The organism is Streptomyces sp. NPDC005281 (genome assembly GCF_040607495.1).
Classification (GTDB): domain Bacteria; phylum Actinomycetota; class Actinomycetes; order Streptomycetales; family Streptomycetaceae; genus Streptomyces.
This window is the reverse complement of record NZ_JBEXGX010000012.1, coordinates 1-16,973: the sequence shown is the minus strand read 5'-3', so window position 1 is coordinate 16,973 and position 16,973 is coordinate 1. Positions and strand designations below refer to the sequence as shown.

16 protein-coding genes and 1 pseudogene are annotated in these 16,973 nt (G+C 68.4%); 14 read left to right on the top strand and 3 right to left on the bottom strand.

What is annotated here, in order from left to right:
- Positions 1–96 precede the first annotated feature (96 nt).
- From ABZV42_RS18275 to ABZV42_RS18210, 14 genes are all read left to right on the top strand, one after another.
- The gene (locus ABZV42_RS18275; RefSeq protein WP_328553390.1) at positions 97–744 is read left to right on the top strand and encodes an L-threonylcarbamoyladenylate synthase; all 648 of its coding nucleotides are present in this window, start codon (positions 97–99) and stop codon (positions 742–744) included.
- Positions 745–796: 52 nt separating this feature from the next.
- Positions 797–1,444, top strand: a complete 648-nt coding sequence (locus tag ABZV42_RS18270) for a protein-tyrosine-phosphatase (RefSeq protein ID WP_355981542.1) — start codon at positions 797–799, stop codon at positions 1,442–1,444.
- 71 nt (positions 1,445–1,515) lie between these two features.
- Positions 1,516–2,754 carry a serine hydroxymethyltransferase gene (gene glyA / locus ABZV42_RS18265; protein ID WP_356052666.1) on the top strand — a complete coding sequence of 413 codons (1,239 nt, stop codon included), beginning with the start codon at positions 1,516–1,518 and terminating at the stop codon, positions 2,752–2,754.
- A gap of 129 nt (positions 2,755–2,883) precedes the next feature.
- A complete protein-coding gene (locus tag ABZV42_RS18260; RefSeq protein ID WP_356052664.1) occupies positions 2,884–4,239 on the top strand; it encodes an MraY family glycosyltransferase in 1,356 nt (451 codons plus the stop codon).
- 295 nt (positions 4,240–4,534) lie between these two features.
- Complete coding sequence (locus ABZV42_RS18255) at positions 4,535–4,972, top strand: hypothetical protein (RefSeq protein ID WP_355981550.1); 438 nt, start codon at positions 4,535–4,537, stop codon at positions 4,970–4,972.
- 210 nt (positions 4,973–5,182) lie between these two features.
- Positions 5,183–6,019 (top strand): F0F1 ATP synthase subunit A, encoded by an 837-nt coding sequence (atpB, locus tag ABZV42_RS18250; protein WP_355981735.1) that lies wholly within the window; start codon positions 5,183–5,185, stop codon positions 6,017–6,019.
- 64 nt (positions 6,020–6,083) lie between these two features.
- Positions 6,084–6,320, top strand: a complete 237-nt coding sequence (locus ABZV42_RS18245) for a F0F1 ATP synthase subunit C (protein WP_261707225.1) — start codon at positions 6,084–6,086, stop codon at positions 6,318–6,320.
- Positions 6,321–6,362: 42 nt separating this feature from the next.
- Positions 6,363–6,905, top strand: coding sequence for a F0F1 ATP synthase subunit B (locus ABZV42_RS18240; RefSeq protein WP_355981553.1), 543 nt, complete (start codon positions 6,363–6,365; stop codon positions 6,903–6,905).
- A complete protein-coding gene (locus ABZV42_RS18235; protein ID WP_356052662.1) occupies positions 6,902–7,723 on the top strand; it encodes a F0F1 ATP synthase subunit delta in 822 nt (273 codons plus the stop codon). Before ABZV42_RS18240 ends, ABZV42_RS18235 begins: the two co-directional genes overlap by 4 nt.
- Positions 7,724–7,849: 126 nt before the next feature.
- Positions 7,850–9,439: a F0F1 ATP synthase subunit alpha gene (atpA, locus tag ABZV42_RS18230; RefSeq protein ID WP_355981559.1), complete on the top strand. Its 1,590-nt coding sequence runs from the start codon at positions 7,850–7,852 to the stop codon at positions 9,437–9,439.
- A 21-nt stretch (positions 9,440–9,460) separates the two neighbouring features.
- The gene (locus ABZV42_RS18225; RefSeq protein WP_355981562.1) at positions 9,461–10,375 is read left to right on the top strand and encodes a F0F1 ATP synthase subunit gamma; all 915 of its coding nucleotides are present in this window, start codon (positions 9,461–9,463) and stop codon (positions 10,373–10,375) included.
- A complete protein-coding gene (atpD, locus tag ABZV42_RS18220; RefSeq protein WP_355981565.1) occupies positions 10,375–11,811 on the top strand; it encodes a F0F1 ATP synthase subunit beta in 1,437 nt (478 codons plus the stop codon). The genes ABZV42_RS18225 and atpD overlap by 1 nt, the downstream gene beginning before the upstream one ends.
- 126 nt (positions 11,812–11,937) lie before the next feature.
- Positions 11,938–12,312: a F0F1 ATP synthase subunit epsilon gene (locus ABZV42_RS18215; RefSeq protein ID WP_328553380.1), complete on the top strand. Its 375-nt coding sequence runs from the start codon at positions 11,938–11,940 to the stop codon at positions 12,310–12,312.
- A gap of 160 nt (positions 12,313–12,472) precedes the next feature.
- Positions 12,473–12,919 (top strand): DUF2550 domain-containing protein, encoded by a 447-nt coding sequence (locus ABZV42_RS18210; RefSeq protein ID WP_355981568.1) that lies wholly within the window; start codon positions 12,473–12,475, stop codon positions 12,917–12,919.
- A 178-nt stretch (positions 12,920–13,097) separates the two neighbouring features.
- Here the strand turns inward: ABZV42_RS18210 and ABZV42_RS18205 are convergent, their stop codons facing one another.
- From ABZV42_RS18205 to ABZV42_RS18195, 3 genes and pseudogenes are all read right to left on the bottom strand, one after another.
- On the bottom strand, positions 13,098–14,924 hold the full coding sequence (locus ABZV42_RS18205) for a glycoside hydrolase family 18 chitinase (RefSeq protein WP_356052660.1): 1,827 nt from the start codon (positions 14,922–14,924) through the stop codon (positions 13,098–13,100).
- Positions 14,925–15,270: 346 nt separating this feature from the next.
- On the bottom strand, positions 15,271–15,843 hold the full coding sequence (locus ABZV42_RS18200) for a cob(I)yrinic acid a,c-diamide adenosyltransferase (RefSeq protein WP_355981574.1): 573 nt from the start codon (positions 15,841–15,843) through the stop codon (positions 15,271–15,273).
- A gap of 13 nt (positions 15,844–15,856) precedes the next feature.
- A pseudogene (locus ABZV42_RS18195) lies at positions 15,857–16,607 on the bottom strand (ABC transporter permease).
- Positions 16,608–16,973: the final 366 nt, after the last annotated feature.

Below are 16,973 nucleotides of genomic sequence, written 5' to 3'. Positions count from 1 at the left end.
GCGCGCGGCGCCGTCGCGCGCCCGCGCACCGCGTCCGCCCGCACCGCGTTTCTTCGCACCCCCAGCCAGCAGTACGTGTATGAGGAGGCCCGCTAAATGGCACGGCGATACGACACCAACGACGCGACCGACCGCACCACAGGTCTGCGTGAGGCGGCGTCCGCCGTCCGCCGTGGCGAACTGGTGGTCCTCCCCACCGACACCGTCTACGGCATCGGCGCCGACGCCTTCACCTCGGAGGCCGTCGCCGACCTGCTCGACGCCAAGGGCCGGGGCCGCAACATGCCCACCCCCGTCCTCATCGGCTCCCCGAACACGCTGCACGGCCTCGTCACGGACTTCTCCGAGATGGCCTGGGAGCTCGTCGACGCGTTCTGGCCGGGTGCCCTGACCCTCGTCGCCAAGCACCAGCCCTCGCTCCAGTGGGACCTCGGCGACACCCGGGGCACGGTGGCCGTCCGTATGCCGCTGCACCCCGTCGCCATCGAGCTCCTGACGGAGGTCGGCCCGATGGCCGTCTCCTCCGCCAACCTCACCGGTCACCCCGCTCCCGAGGACTGCGACGCCGCCCAGAACATGCTCGGCGACTCCGTCTCGGTCTACCTGGACGGCGGCCCGACCCCCGGCAACGTGCCCTCCTCGATCGTCGACGTCACCGGCAAGGTGCCCGTCCTGCTGCGCGCGGGCGCACTGTCGGCGGAGGAGCTCCGTAAGGTCGTACCCGACCTCGAGGTGGCGAATTGACAGCCCCCGCGTCCCCCGGGCTCCCCGCTCCGCTCGAGCAGGGGGCACCCCCATGCGTGGCATAGGCACGGGGATCACCGGGACCGGCGGATCCCCGAGTGGGTCCTTCCGCATCCTCCACGTCAGCACCGGCAACGTGTGCCGCTCGCCGATCACCGAGCGGCTGACCCGGCATGCCCTGGCGGACCGGCTGGGCGACCCCCTGTGGGGCGGTCTCATCGTGGAGAGCGCCGGCACCTGGGGCCATGAGGGCGCGCCCATGGAGGCCAACGCCGCGACCGTCCTGACCGACTTCGGCGCGGACCCCTCCGGCTTCGTCGGGCGCGAGCTCCTCGACGACCACGTCATCCGCGCCGACCTGGTCCTGACGGCCACCCGCGACCACCGCGCCCAGGTCATCTCCATGGGCCACTCCGCCGGTCTGCGCACCTTCACGCTGAAGGAGTTCACCCGGCTGGTCCGTGCCATAGACACCGCGACCCTGCCGCCCCTCCAGGACGGGGTGATCGAGCGCGCCGTCGCCCTGGTGCGAGCCGCCGCGGCGCTGCGCGGCTGGCTGCTGGCCCCGACCGCGGAGGCCGACGAGGTGTTCGACCCCTACGGGGCGCCCCTGCCGTTCTTCCGGTCCATCGGCGACGAGATCAACGAGGCACTGGATCCGGTGGTCACCGCTCTGACGGGGGTACCCGCGCGGACGTGACACCGGGCGTCCCACCGGCCGCGGTTCTACATTGGACGTAAGCGTCCCTCCGCAGATGTCCGGAGTCCACCATGCCGGTCGCCACCATGCCCGAAGCGGATGTACTGAGCCGCCAGGACCCCGAGCTCGCCGAGATCCTCAACGGTGAGCTGGACCGGCAGTCGACCACGCTCCAGCTGATCGCGGCCGAGAACTTCACGTCACCGGCCGTGCTGGCCGCGCTCGGCTCGCCGCTGGCGAACAAGTACGCGGAGGGGTATCCCGGGGCCCGGCACCACGGCGGCTGCGACTTCGTCGACGTCGCCGAGCGGATCGCCGTCGACCGCGCCAAGGCCCTCTTCGGCGCCGATCACGCCAACGTCCAGTCCCACTCCGGGAGTTCGGCCGTCCTGGCCGCGTACGCCGCCCTGCTGCGCCCCGGTGACACCGTTCTGGCGATGGGCCTGCCCTTCGGCGGCCATCTCACCCACGGGTCGCCCGCGAACTTCTCCGGCCGCTGGTTCGACTTCGTCGGCTACGGCGTCGGGGCGGAGTCGGGACTGATCGACTACGAGCAGGTGCGCGCCCTGGCCCGCTCCCGACGTCCCAAGGCCGTCGTCTGCGGGTCGATCTCGTATCCCCGGCACATCGACTACGAGTTGTTCCGGGAGATCGCCGACGAGGTCGGCGCCTATCTCATCGCGGACGCCGCCCACCCCATCGGGCTCGTCGCCGGGGGAGCGGCGCCGAACCCGGTGCCGTACGCCGATGTCGTGTGCGCCACCACGCACAAGGTGTTGCGGGGGCCGCGCGGCGGCATGCTCCTGTGCGGCGCCGAACTGGCCGAGCGGGTCGACCGGGCCGTCTTCCCGTTCACCCAGGGCGGCGCGCAGATGAACACCATCGCGGCCAGGGCCGTCGCGTTCGGCGAGGCGGCGACCCCGGCCTTCACGGCGTACGTCCATCAGGTGACCGCCAACGCGCGGGTACTGGCCGCGGGTCTCGAGGCGGAGGGGCTCGTGGTCACCACGGGCGGCACCGACACCCATCTGCTGGTCGCGGATCCGGCGCCGCTCGGCGTCGAGGGACGCGCGGCGCGCGGCCGGCTGGCCGCGGCCGGTATGGTCCTCGACACCTGTGCGCTGCCTCACGGCGACACCCGCGGCCTGCGGCTCGGCACCGCCGCGCTGACCACCCAGGGGATGTGCGAGCCGGAGATGGCAAGGGTCGCGGCCCTGTTCGCGGGGGTGCTGCGGGACGAGATAGACGGCCGGACGGCACGGGGCGAGGTCCGTGAATTGACGGGTAGATTTCCGCCTTATCCGGACTGACCGGGGGTACGCGTACCTGACCGCACAGCCACACGTGCAACCATCGTCGCTACCCGAAAGTCCTCAACCATATGCGTGCATCGCTAGGGTGTGGGGCGGTGATGGCCAGCGAGACCTGTGGGGAAGCCCGTGCGTGAATACCTGCTGACGCTCTGCATCACGGCCGCGGTGACGTATCTGCTGACAGGGCCGGTACGGAAATTCGCGATCGTGGCCGGAGCCATGCCGGAAATCCGGGCGCGTGACGTGCACCGTGAACCCACGCCGAGGCTCGGCGGCATCGCGATGTTCTTCGGGCTCTGCGCCGGTCTGCTGGTCGCCGACCACCTGAAGAACCTCAACGCGGTCTTCTCGAACTCCAACGAACCACGCGCCCTGCTCTCCGGAGCCGCGCTGATCTGGCTGATCGGCGTGCTGGACGACAAGTTCGAGATCGACGCCCTGATCAAGCTGGGCGGCCAGATGATCGCCGCCGGCGTGATGGTCATGCAGGGTCTGACGATCCTGTGGCTGCCGATCCCGGGGGTCGGCCTGGTCGCGCTGACCCAGTGGCAGGGCACGCTCCTGACGGTGGCGCTCGTCGTCATCACCATCAACGCGGTCAACTTCGTGGACGGTCTCGACGGACTCGCCGCCGGCATGGTGTGCATCGCGTCCGCCGCGTTCTTCCTGTACGCCTACCGCATCTGGTACTCGTACGGCATCGAGGCCGCCGCCCCGGCGACGCTGTTCGCGGCGATCCTGATGGGCATGTGCCTGGGCTTCCTGCCGCACAACATGCACCCCGCGCGGATCTTCATGGGCGACTCCGGCTCGATGCTCATCGGGCTGGTGCTGGCCGCGGGCGCCATCTCCATCACCGGGCAGATCGACCCCGACGTGATGAACCTGTTCTCCGGTTCCGAGCGCAACACCGTGCACCAGACGGTGCCGGTGTTCATCCCGCTGCTGCTGCCGCTGACGATCATCGCGATCCCGGCCGCCGACCTCGTGCTCGCCATCGTGCGCCGCACCTGGCGCGGGCAGTCGCCGTTCGCCGCCGACCGCGGGCATCTGCACCACCGCCTCCTCGAGGTCGGCCACTCGCACAGCCGCGCCGTCCTGATCATGTACTTCTGGTCGGCGCTGATCTCCTTCGGCGCCCTCGCGTACTCGGTCAACTCCGGGGCCATGTGGAGCGTGCTCGTCATCGCGGCGCTCAGCGCGGTCGGTCTCGTGCTGCTCCTGCTGCCGCGCTTCACACCGCGTGCCCCGCGCTGGGCCGAGCACCTGCTGCCGCCGCGCTACCGCCGCCGCAGGGCCGCCGCTGCGGCCGCCCTGGACGGTGCCCCCGTGACTCACGAGGCCGCGCCCGCGGGCGAGCCGGACGAGGCCCGTGAGCACCGTGCTCCGGCGGCCGCGGGAGTCGCGGGCGTCAATGGAGCGACGGCGATCGGTACCCGTCCGCGACTCCTGGACCGACGTGAGGCCGAGTCCTCGCGCTGAGGCCGAAGGTAAGAATCTGACTAACGCGTGACCAAATCGTGGGGTAGCGAATCCGTCCAATACCAGACAAACGGGCGCTTGCAATGCGCAGACGCGCAGCTTCACTCTCATGTGTGACAGTCGGCACACCAACCAGGTAAAGACCTCATCAAATAGTTTGTGATACGGTTCACGAGAACCCAGGGCAGAGCCGAAGGACCCCTGTACGACGGTCCTTTGGCGTGAGGTTCTCTCTCAGCCCGGGACTACGCTCGTCCATGACGACACGCCCCCCTTAGCAAGCGGAGTTGCCGCCATGCCGTCCAATGACGCCCGGATCCTCCTTCAGGCCGCTGTACCCACGGCTGCCGTCGGCGCGATTGCCGCCGTCGTCAGCGGCGCGGTCGCCGGCGGCAAGGGAGCGCTCGGGGCGATCGTCGCGACGCTGGTAGTGGTTCTGTTCATGGGGCTGGGCCTCTACGTTCTGCAACGCACTGCCAAATCGCTTCCGCACTTGTTCCAGGCGATGGGCCTCTTGCTCTACACGGCGCAAATTCTTCTGCTCTTCATCTTTGTCGCCGCGTTCAAGAACACATCGCTGTTCAATCCCAAGTCCTTCGCGCTCACCCTGGTCGTCACCACCCTCGTGTGGATCGGCGCACAGGCGCGTGCCCATATGAAGGCCAAGATCCTCTACGTCGAACCCGACTCCTCGAAGGGCGAAAAGCCCGAAAAGAAGGGGCACTCGTCGTGAGGGGTAGGGCCGGGATAAGTGCACGTAGGAGATCCTGCTATCGTCCGGTGCCAACTGCGGCATCGCGGGCGCGGGCATCCGAGCTGACGCCTGTTCGATCGCGAGGCTTGATGCCCCACTGCCGCCCCCACATCCGTAACACCAGTCCAGTGCCGAACCGCGGCTGCGCGCCGCGCCGACACAACGAGGTTGCCGTACCTATGCGCCACGCTGAAGGAGCCCGCGGTGAGTGCTGACCCGACGCAGGTGCTCGCTTTCGAGACCGACTGCCACATCTTCGAGAACAACGGTTGTGGCTTCCCGGCACCCGGCCTGCACTCGTTCCTGTTCAAGCCCCTGTTGGGCAGCGGGGACGTGTACTTCAACAAGACGATGCTCCTGGCGCTGCTCGGCTCGCTCGTCGTCGTCGCCTTCTTCTGGGCCGCCTTCCGCAAGCCGAAGGTCGTCCCGGGCAAGCTGCAGATGGTGGCCGAGACCGGCTACGACTTCATCCGCCGCGGTGTCGTCTACGAGACGATCGGCAAGAAGGAAGGCGAGAAGTACGTACCGCTGGTCGTCTCGCTGTTCTTCTTCATCTGGATGATGAACCTCTGGTCGATCATTCCGGTCGCCCAGTTCCCGGTGACGGCGATCATTTCGTACCCCGCGGTACTGGCCGGCATCGTCTACATCGTCTGGGTGTCCCTGACGTTCAAGCGCCACGGATTCGTCGGAGCGTTCAAGAACTTCAGCGGCTACGACAAGTCGCTGGGCGCGGTTCTGCCGCTCGCCATGTTCATCGAGCTGCTCTCGAACCTGATCGTCCGGCCGTTCACGCACGCGGTGCGACTCTTCGCGAACATGTTCGCCGGTCACACCCTGCTGCTGCTGTTCACGATCGCCACCTGGTACCTGCTCAACGGCTGGGGCATCGCCTACTCGGGTGTCTCGTTCATCATGGTCATCGTCATGACGGCCTTCGAGCTGTTCATCCAGGCCCTGCAGGCGTACGTCTTCGTGCTGCTGACCTGCACTTTCATCCAGGGCGCGCTGGCCGAGAACCACTGAGCGTCCGTCCTCACGACCCCCAGTCGTCCGGTGGCCAACCCCCACCGGTCCGTAAAGAAAAGGAATAACTGGCATGCAGACCCTTGCCGCTGTCTCCGGCTCGCTCGGCTCGATCGGTTACGGCCTCGCGGCCATCGGCCCCGGCGTCGGCGTCGGCATCATCTTCGGTAACGGCACCCAGGCGCTCGCTCGTCAGCCTGAGGCCGCCGGTCTGATCCGCGCCAACCAGATCCTCGGCTTCGCCTTCTGTGAGGCGCTCGCCCTCATCGGTCTGGTCATGCCGTTCGTCTACGGCACCTGATCCACCCGATCAGCGACAGCCCACTAGACGAAAGGCACTGACATGAGCCACATGCTCATTCTGGCGGCCGAGAAGGAAAACCCTCTCATCCCGCCGATCCCCGAGCTTGTCATCGGCCTGCTCGCCTTCGTCATCGTCTTCGGCTTCCTGGCCTGGAAGCTTCTCCCGAACATCAACAAGGTTCTGGAGCAGCGCCGCGAGGCCATCGAGGGCGGTATCGAAAAGGCCGAGGCCGCGCAGACCGAGGCCCAGAGCGTTCTTGAGCAGTACAAGGCTCAGCTCGCCGAGGCCCGTCACGAGGCCGCGCGCCTGCGTCAGGACGCACAGGAGCAGGGCGCCACGCTCATCGCCGAGATGCGCGCGGAAGGCCAGCGGCAGCGCGACGAGATCGTCGCCGCCGGCCACACGCAGATCGAGGCCGACCGCAAGGCCGCCTCTCAGTCGCTGCGTCAGGACGTCGGCCACCTGGCCACCGACCTGGCCGGCAAGCTCGTCGGCGAGTCCCTCGAGGACCACGCCCGCCAGAGCCGCGTCATCGACCGTTTCCTCTCCGAGCTTGAGGAGAAGGCCGAGGCGGCTCGATGACTGCACACGGAGCGAGCCGCGAGGCAACCGCAGCCGCACGTGAGCGTCTCGACGCGCTGACGGACTCGACGTCCGTGGACGCGGCACAGCTCGCCGACGAGCTGGCCGCGGTCACCGCGCTGCTCCACCGCGAGGTGTCGCTGCGTCGGGTCCTCACCGACCCGGCGCAGCCCGGCGAGGCCAAGGCCGAGCTGGTCCAGCGCCTGCTCGGTGGCCAGGTGGGCGGCAGCGCCGCCGACCTGGTGTCCGGCATGGTGCGTTCCCGCTGGTCGCAGCCCCGCGACCTGGTGGACGCCCTCGAGGAGCTCGCCGCCACCGCCGACCTCACGGCGGCGCAGCGGACGGGCGCGCTCGACGACGTCGAGGACGAGCTGTTCCGCTTCGGCCGGATCGTCGCCTCGAACACCGAGCTGCGCGCCGCGCTGACCGACCGGGCCGCCACCACGGCGGCCAAGAGCGAGCTGCTGAGCAGCCTGCTCGGCGGCCGGGCCGACGTGAGCACCGAGCGTCTGGTGACGCGCCTTGTGACCGCGCCCCGCGGACGTAGCCTGGAAGCGGGACTCGAGTCCCTGTCCAGGCTCGCCGCCGAGCGACGCGACCGCATGGTCGCCGTGGTCACCTCGGCGGTGCCGCTGAGCGACGGGCAGAAGCAGCGCCTCGGCGCCTCTCTGGCCAAGCTCTACGGCCGCCCGATGCACCTCAACCTCGACGTGGACCCCGATGTCCTCGGCGGGATCCGGGTGCAGGTCGGCGACGAGGTCATCAACGGCTCCATCGCGGACCGTCTCGAGGACGCCGCCCGCCGCATGGCGAGCTAGTAACCACACAGCAGTAGGCAATTACGGCCCTGGTTGGGCCGTGCAGAGGATTCACCTCTCATCGGGGGGAGTCCCCATCCCCCCAAAGTGAAACTTCGGGCCCAACAAGGAGAGCAGGGAACCCAGATGGCGGAGCTCACGATCCGGCCGGAGGAGATCCGGGACGCACTGGAGAACTTTGTCCAGTCGTACCAGCCGGACGCGGCCTCGCGCGAGGAGGTCGGTACGGTCACCGTCGCCGGCGACGGTATTGCCAAGATCGAGGGTCTTCCCTCGGCCATGGCGAACGAGCTGCTTAAGTTCGAGGACGGAACCCTCGGCCTCGCGCTGAACCTGGAAGAGCGCGAGATCGGTGCGGTCGTCCTCGGCGAGTTCAGCGGTATCGAAGAGGGCCAGCCGGTGCAGCGCACCGGTGAGGTGCTGTCCGTCGCCGTGGGCGAGGGCTACCTCGGCCGCGTGGTCGACCCGCTCGGCAACCCGATCGACGGCCTCGGCGACATCGAGACGTCCGGCCGCCGCGCCCTCGAGCTGCAGGCCCCGGGCGTCATGGTCCGCAAGTCGGTCCACGAGCCGATGGAGACGGGCTACAAGGCCGTCGACGCGATGACCCCGATCGGCCGCGGCCAGCGTCAGCTGGTCATCGGCGACCGTCAGACCGGCAAGACCGCGCTGGCCGTCGACACGATCATCAACCAGCGCGACAACTGGCGCTCGGGCGACACGAAGAAGCAGGTCCGCTGCATCTACGTCGCCATCGGTCAGAAGGGTTCGACCATCGCCTCCGTGCGTGGCGCCCTCGAAGAGGCCGGCGCGCTGGAGTACACGACCATCGTCGCCGCCCCGGCGTCCGACCCGGCCGGCTTCAAGTACCTTGCGCCGTACACCGGTTCGGCCATCGGCCAGCAGTGGATGTACGAGGGCAAGCACGTCCTCATCATCTTCGACGACCTCTCGAAGCAGGCCGACGCCTACCGCGCCGTGTCCCTGCTGCTCCGCCGTCCGCCGGGGCGCGAGGCCTACCCCGGTGACGTCTTCTACCTGCACTCCCGTCTGCTGGAGCGCTGCGCGAAGCTCTCCGACGAGATGGGCGCCGGTTCGATGACGGGTCTGCCGATCGTCGAGACCAAGGCGAACGACGTGTCGGCGTTCATCCCGACCAACGTCATCTCCATCACCGACGGCCAGTGCTTCCTCGAGTCCGACCTGTTCAACGCCGGCCAGCGTCCGGCCCTGAACGTCGGTATCTCGGTCTCCCGCGTCGGTGGCTCCGCCCAGCACAAGGCGATGAAGCAGGTCTCCGGCCGTCTTCGCCTCGACCTGGCCCAGTACCGCGAGCTGGAGGCGTTCGCCGCCTTCGGTTCCGACCTGGACGCCGCGTCGAAGTCGCAGCTGGAGCGCGGTCAGCGTCTGGTCGAGCTGCTCAAGCAGGCTCAGTACCAGCCGATGTCGACCGAGGACCAGGTCGTCTCCGTGTGGTCCGCGACCACCGGCAAGATGGACGACGTGCCGGTCGCCGACATCCGCCGCTTCGAGAAGGAGCTCCTGGAGTACCTGCACCGTAAGGAGCAGGGCCTCATGACCTCCATCAAGGAGGGCGGCAAGATGTCGGACGACACCCTCACCGCCATCGCGGACGGCATCGCGGACTTCAAGAAGCAGTTCGAGACCTCGGACGGGAAGCTTCTCGGCGAGGACGCTCCGGCCGCCGCCAAGTGACGTAAGGAAGGGACCTGACTCATGGGAGCCCAGCTCCGGGTCTACAAGCGTCGCATCCGATCCGTCACCGCGACCAAGAAGATCACCAAGGCGATGGAGATGATCGCCGCCTCGCGCGTCGTCAAGGCGCAGCGCAAGGTGGCGGCCTCCACGCCGTACGCGACCGAGCTCACCCGCGCGGTCACGGCGGTCGGCACCGGCTCGAACACCAAGCATCCGCTGACGACGGAGGCGGAGACGGCGAGCCGTTCCGCGGTGCTGCTCCTCACGAGCGACCGCGGTCTGGCCGGCGCCTTCAACTCCAACGCCATCAAGGCGGCGGAGCAGCTGACCGCCCGTCTCGAGGCCGAGGGCAAGAAGGTCGACACGTACATCGTCGGCCGCCGCGGTCTGGCCCACTACAACTTCCGCGAGCGCAAGGTCGTGGAGTCGTGGTCGGGCTTCACCGACGAGCCCACCTACGCGGACGCGAAGAAGGTAGCGGGTCCGCTCATCGAGGCCATCGAGAACGAGACGGCGGATGGCGGCGTGGACGAACTCCACATCGTCTACACCGAGTTCGTCTCGATGATGACGCAGACGGCCGTCGACGGCCGGCTGCTTCCGCTTCGCCTCGAAGAGGTCGCGGAGGAGGCGCCCGAGGGCGAGATCCTTCCGCTGTACGAGTTCGAGCCGTCGGCGGAGGACGTCCTTGACGCCCTGCTGCCGCGCTACGTCGAAAGCCGTATCTACAACGCGCTGCTCCAGTCGGCTGCCTCCAAGCACGCCGCCACGCGCCGCGCGATGAAGTCGGCGACCGACAACGCGGGAGACCTGATCACTTCGCTCTCCCGCCTTGCCAATGCGGCCCGCCAGGCCGAAATCACCCAGGAAATCAGCGAGATCGTCGGCGGCTCCGCAGCCCTTGCCGACGCGACCGCGGGGAGTGACAAGTAATGACGACGACTTCTGAGACGGCCGTTGCCACGGGCCGCGTCGCCCGGGTCATCGGCCCGGTCGTCGACGTGGAGTTCCCCGTCGACGCGATGCCGGACATGTACAACGCCCTTCACGTCGAGGTGGCCGACCCGGCCAACGCCGGCGAGAAGAAGACGCTGACCCTGGAAGTCGCCCAGCACCTGGGTGACGGCATGGTCCGTACGATCTCCATGCAGCCGACCGACGGTCTGGTCCGCCAGGCCGCGGTCACCGACACGGGCGCGGGCATCACCGTCCCGGTCGGCGACTTCACCAAGGGCAAGGTGTTCAACACCCTCGGTGAGGTGCTGAACTCCGACGAGAAGTACTCGGGCGAGCGCTGGTCCATCCACCGCAAGGCCCCGCGCTTCGACGAGCTCGAGTCGAAGACCGAGATGTTCGAGACCGGCGTCAAGGTCATCGACCTTCTCACCCCGTACGTCAAGGGTGGAAAGATCGGTCTGTTCGGTGGCGCCGGCGTCGGCAAGACGGTGCTCATCCAGGAGATGATCTACCGCGTCGCCAACAACCACGACGGTGTCTCCGTGTTCGCCGGTGTCGGCGAGCGCACGCGTGAGGGCAACGACCTCATCGAGGAGATGGCGGAGTCGGGCGTCATCGACAAGACCGCCCTTGTCTTCGGCCAGATGGACGAGCCCCCGGGCACCCGTCTGCGCGTGGCCCTCGCGGGTCTGACCATGGCGGAGTACTTCCGCGATGTGCAGAAGCAGGACGTGCTGTTCTTCGTGGACAACATCTTCCGCTTCACGCAGGCCGGTTCCGAGGTCTCGACCCTGCTCGGCCGTATGCCCTCCGCGGTGGGTTACCAGCCGAACCTGGCCGACGAGATGGGTCTCCTCCAGGAGCGCATCACCTCGACCCGTGGTCACTCGATCACCTCGATGCAGGCGATCTACGTCCCCGCGGACGACCTGACCGACCCGGCCCCGGCCACCACGTTCGCCCACCTCGACGCGACGACGGTTCTCTCCCGTCCGATCTCCGAGAAGGGCATCTACCCGGCCGTGGACCCGCTGGACTCCACGTCCCGCATCCTGGACCCCCGCTACATCGCGGCGGACCACTACGCGGCCGCGATGCGCGTCAAGTCGGTTCTTCAGAAGTACAAGGACCTTCAGGACATCATCGCGATCCTCGGTATCGACGAGCTGGGCGAGGAGGACAAGCTCACCGTCCACCGTGCCCGTCGCGTGGAGCGCTTCCTGTCCCAGAACACCCACGTCGCCAAGCAGTTCACCGGCGTCGACGGGTCGGACGTCCCGCTGGACGAGTCGATCGCGGCCTTCAACGCGATCATCGACGGTGAGTACGACCACTTCCCGGAGCAGGCGTTCTTCCTGTGCGGTGGCATTGAGGACCTCAAGGCCAACGCCAAGGAGCTCGGCGTCTCCTGAACCTCGTGTTCTGAGTGAGGGGTGGGACCGCACCTCGCGGGGTGCGGTCCTTCCCCCTCCGTACGCCTACTAGACTTTGACCCAACACCCGGCAGCAACGCCGGGTGGTGACCCGAGGAGCCCACCTTGGCTGCTGAGCTGCACGTCGAGCTCGTCGCCGCGGACCGCAGTGTCTGGTCCGGCGAGGCCACCCTGGTCGTCGCGCGCACCACGTCCGGCGACATCGGCGTCATGCCCGGTCACCAGCCGCTTCTCGGTGTGCTGGAGTCGGGCCCGGTGACCATCCGTACGAGTGATGGTGGAACGGTCATCGCCGCGGTGCACGGCGGTTTCATCTCATTCGCCGACAACAAGCTGTCGCTGCTGGCCGAGATCGCCGAGCTGTCGGACGAGATCGACGTCCAGCGTGCTGAGCGGGCGCTCGAGCGCGCGAAGTCGGACGCCGACGCGTCCGCCGAGCGCCGCGCGGACGTCCGTCTGCGTGCGGTGGCGAACCACTGACCATCGGTGCGACCCCGGCCCGTCAGGCGCCGGGGGAGCACTGTGCAAGGCTTTGACTCAGCCGCGGCTGGGACCGGATCACTCCGGCCCTGGCCGCGGCTGAGGCAAATCCGGACGTTTTTTCTTTTCCGTTACCTAGGAGACGAGGAGGTCGGTGTCGATGGTCCTCGCTCTGACTGTGTGCGGAGTGGTAGTGGCGCTCGTGGTGGTGGGGCTGTTCGTCTTCGGCCTCCGCCGCCGGCTGATCCAGCGTTCCGGCGGAACGTTCGACTGCAGCCTGCGCTGGGACGTACCCGAGAAGGGTGACCCCAGCGGCAAGGGCTGGAGCTACGGAGTGGCCCGCTACAACGGCGACCGGATCGAGTGGTACCGCGTCTTCTCGTACGCCCCCCGCCCGCGCCGCGGCCTCGAACGCTCGGCGATCGAGGTGGCCGGCCGCCGCGCCGCCGAGGGCGAGGAGGAGCTCGCGCTGCTCTCCGACGCGATCATCCTGGCCTGTATCCACCGCGGAACGCGTCTCGAACTGGCGATGAGCGAGGACGCGCTCACGGGATTCCTCGCCTGGCTGGAGGCCGCCCCGCCCGGGCAACGGGTGAACGTCGCGTAGCGACGTTCAGGGCCCCGTTGGATGGGGGTCCCCCCGGCCGCGGAGCGGTTGGGGAAGGGTGAACGTCGCCTGACCTGACCTGACCCAACCCGTCCCGGGCTTCCCGGGGGTGAAAAGCGAGCCGCGGACAGACCCGGAGGTCTGCCCGCGGCTTTTGTCGCGCCGGGGTGGGAAGTGACTAGCTCAGGCCGTTGCTGAGAGCGCCGACGAGTTCACCGTTGCTGGTGTCCCCGCTGAACTCCCAGAAGAAGGCGCCACCCAGACCCTGGCTCTTGGCCCACGACATCTTCGTTCCGATGGTGGCCGGGGTGTCGTAGGACCACCAGTTGTTGCCGCAGTAGGCGTAGGCCGTGCCGGCGATGGTGCCGGTGGCGGGGCAGGAGGTCTTGAGGACCTTGTAGTCCTCGATGCCCTGCTCGTACGTACCGGCGGCCGGGCCGGTCGCCGTGCCGCCGGGCGCGGCCTGGGTGACCCCGGTCCAGCCGCGGCCGTAGAAGCCGATGCCGATGAGCAGCTTGCTCGCGGGCACGCCCTTCGACTTGAACTTGGCGATCGCGTCGGCCGTGTCGAAACCGGGCGTCGGGATGCCGCTGTACGAGGTGAGCGGGGAGTGCGGGGCGGTCGGGCCCTGTGCGGCGAACGCGCCGAAGAAGTCGTACGACATCACGTTGTACCAGTCGACGTACTGCGAGGCGCCCGCGTAGTCGGCGGCGTCGATCTTGCCGCCGTTGGTGCCGTCGGCCGTGGTGGCCGCGGTGACCAGGTTGCCGGTGCCGAACTTGGCGCGCAGGGCCTGCATCAGGTTCTTGTAGGCCGCGGCGCCGCTGGTGTCGCAGGACAGACCACAGGCGTTCGGGTACTCCCAGTCGATGTCGATGCCGTCGAAGACATCGGCCCAGCGCGGGTCCTTCACGAGGTTGTAGCAGGAGTTCGCGAACGCGGCCGGGTTGGCGGCCGCCTGGGCGAAGCCGCCGGACCAGGTCCAGCCGCCGAAGGACCAGAGGATCTTGATGTTCGGGTACTTGGCCTTCAGCTCACGGAGCTGGTTGAAGTTGCCGCGCAGCGGCTGGTCCCACGTGTCGGCGACGCCGCTGACCGACTGGTCGGCGGTGAAGGCCTTGTCGTAGTCGGCGTAGGAGTCGCCGATCGCGCACTGGCCGTTGGTGACGTTGCCGAAGGCGTAGTTGATGTGCGTGATCTTGGCGGCCGAGCCCGACGTCACCAGGTTCTTGACGTTGTAGTTGCGGCCGTAGATGCCCCACTCGGTGAAGTAGCCGAGCTTGACGGTCTTGCCGCTGGGCGGCGGGTCGGTGGTGCCGCCGGTGGTGTGGACCGCGACCGCTCCGCTGACCGGTCCGGTCTGGTCGGCGGTGTCACGGGCCTGGACGGTGTAGGAGTAGTCGGTGCCGGCGGTGAGGCCGGTGTCCGTGTACGAGGTCGTCGTCACGGTCGCGACCTTGGTGCCGCCCCGCAGGACGTCGTAGTTCTTGACGCCCTTGTCGTCGGTGGCCGCGCTCCAGGAGAGCTTCGCCGAGGTGTCGGTGATCGAGGAGGCGGTGGGGGTGCCGGGCGCGGAGGGCGTGCTGTCACCGGGGACGGTGGTGCCACCGTCGCAACTGCCGCCGTTCAGCGTGCAGTTGGAGGGGGAACCGGAGCCCGCGCCGTTGAACCCGAAGGACACGGAGGCGCCGGCGGCCAGGCTGCCGTTGTAGGACTTGTTCTTGGCGGTCCAGTGGTTGCCCGAGCTGGTGACGTCCGCGTCCCAGGCCGAGGTGACGGAGGTGCCGGAGGGGAAGTCCCACTGGATCGTCCACGAACTGATCGCGGTGGTACCGGTGTTCTTGACGGTCCACTTGCCTTCGAAGCCCGTACCCCAGTCCTGGGTCTTCGCGTACGTGGCGGTGGCGCTGTCGGCCGCATGGGCGGGACTCGCCAGGCCGACCAGGCCGGCCAGGGGAAGCAGCAGGGTGGCGAGCCCGGCCGTCGCTCGTTGTCTGAAGCGCATTCCGCGTCTCCTCAGGGGGAGTTGGGGAGGGGAGGGGCGTAACTGAGCCTTCACGCCCACGATGCCCGTGAGAATAGGAAGGTCTGGACCATAGGTCAATAGGTCTGGACCACTGTCCCGATGTCGCGTGACCTCCCCAACTCCGTTGCGGTGAAAGCCGATTGGTGCCGATCGGGTGGTCCTGACTGTGCGGCAGGCGGCTGACGTGGGCCTTCTCGTCTCTCCGTGCGGTCGGCCGGGGCCCGATGGAGAGGGCGAAAAAAGGGTGCCCGTGCCGGACCCGAAGTGACCTTCGAGTCCGGCACGGGCACCCGTGTCCGGTCCGGCGTGGCTGCCGAGGAGTCGCTCAGCGCTCCCCGCCCGGGACCCACAGCACGTCGCCGACATCCTTGTTCGCCGTGCGCGCCAGGATGAACAGGAGGTCCGAGAGCCGGTTGAGGTAGGTGGCGGTGAGCGGGTTCATCGCCTCGCCGTGGACCTCGAGCGCCGCCCAGGTCGAACGCTCGGCCCGGCGCACGACCGTGCACGCCTGGTGCAGGAGCGCGGCGCCCGCGGTGCCGCCGGGCAGGATGAAGGAGCGGAGCTTCTCCAGCCGCTCGTTGAACAGGTCGCAGTCCGCCTCCAGCTTGTCGATGTAGAACTGCTCGACCCGCAGCGGCGGGAACTTCGGGTCCTCCACCACCGGTGTCGACAGATCGGCGCCCACGTCGAACAGGTCGTTCTGGACGCGGGTGAGGACCTGGACGACCTCGGCCTCCAGGCCGCCCAGCGCGATCGCCGTACCGATCACCGCGTTCGCCTCGTTGGCGTCGGCGTACGCCGAGATCCGCAGGTCGGTCTTGGCGACCCTGCTCATGTCCCCGAGGGCGGTCGTGCCCTGGTCGCCGGTCCTGGTGTAGATACGCGTCAGATTGACCATGGGTCCAGCCTAGTTACGCCCCGGCCCCGCGGAACGCCCGTGTGCCCACTGTCACGGCGAGTGCGGTGAGGGCGAGGGCCGTCAGCACGCCGTACAGCATGTGCGCGGTGGCGTACGAGCCGGTGTAGGCGTCCCTCATCGCGTCCACCAGATAGCGCAGCGGCATGAGGTGCGAGAGGGTGTCCAGCCAGCCGGGGGCCAGCGTCATCGGCAGCATCAGGCCGGACAGCAGCATCGAGGGCATGGTGAGCGCGTTGACGGTGGGTCCGAACTCCTGGGGGTGTGCGGACCCGCAGGGCGAGGGCCTAGGAGAGCGAGGCGAGCGAGAGCGCCAGCAGGGCGACGAACGCGAAGCCGATCAGGATGCCGGCGAGCGGCGCGCGCAGGCCCGTCGCGAGCGCGGCCAGGACGAGCAGCACCCCCTGGAGGACGAGGACGGCGGTGTCACGCAGGATGCGGCCGAGCAGCAGCGCGAGGCGGCTCGCCGGGGTGACCCGCATCCGCTCCAGGACGCCCAGGTTCTTCTCGACGATGATCGTGAAGCCGGCGAACGCGGCTCCGAACATGCCGAGTTGGAGCAGCAGCCCGGGGACCAGGACCTGCCAGGAGGTGCCCTGGACGCCGAGTGGAAGACCGGTCAGGAGCGGGCCGAAGAAGAGTAGATAGAGCAGCGGTGTCAGAACGCCGAAAAGCATCGCGACGGGGGAACGCAGGGTCTGGCGTGCGTAGCGCCCGAAGATCAGCGCGGTGTCGTTCAGAAGCATGGGTCGCCACGTCCTATACGGCTAGTACTCCAGCAGTACTTCGTGGCTTGACCTGGGGAAACGTCGAGCGGTGGGAGTGTAGCGGGCAGGATGCCGTCACGGACGGCTTCTGCCCGCATGCCCCTCGAAGGAGTGCCCACGGCGGCGGTAGTGGCAGCGGCGGGCCACCGCTTGGCGTCGTCGGCGCCAGTGCGACCAGCTCAACGTGTGGGTGCGGGTGTGAAGGTCTCGGGGTGTGTGAGCTGCCAGGAGTCGCCGCACTTCCGCCACTGTGAGCTCGATGACCACGGCATCCTCACCGGCGGATCCCCCTTTTCTGCTGCTCGCGCGCTCGTCGCTGCGAGGAAGGTGTGGGCGAGCATGGCC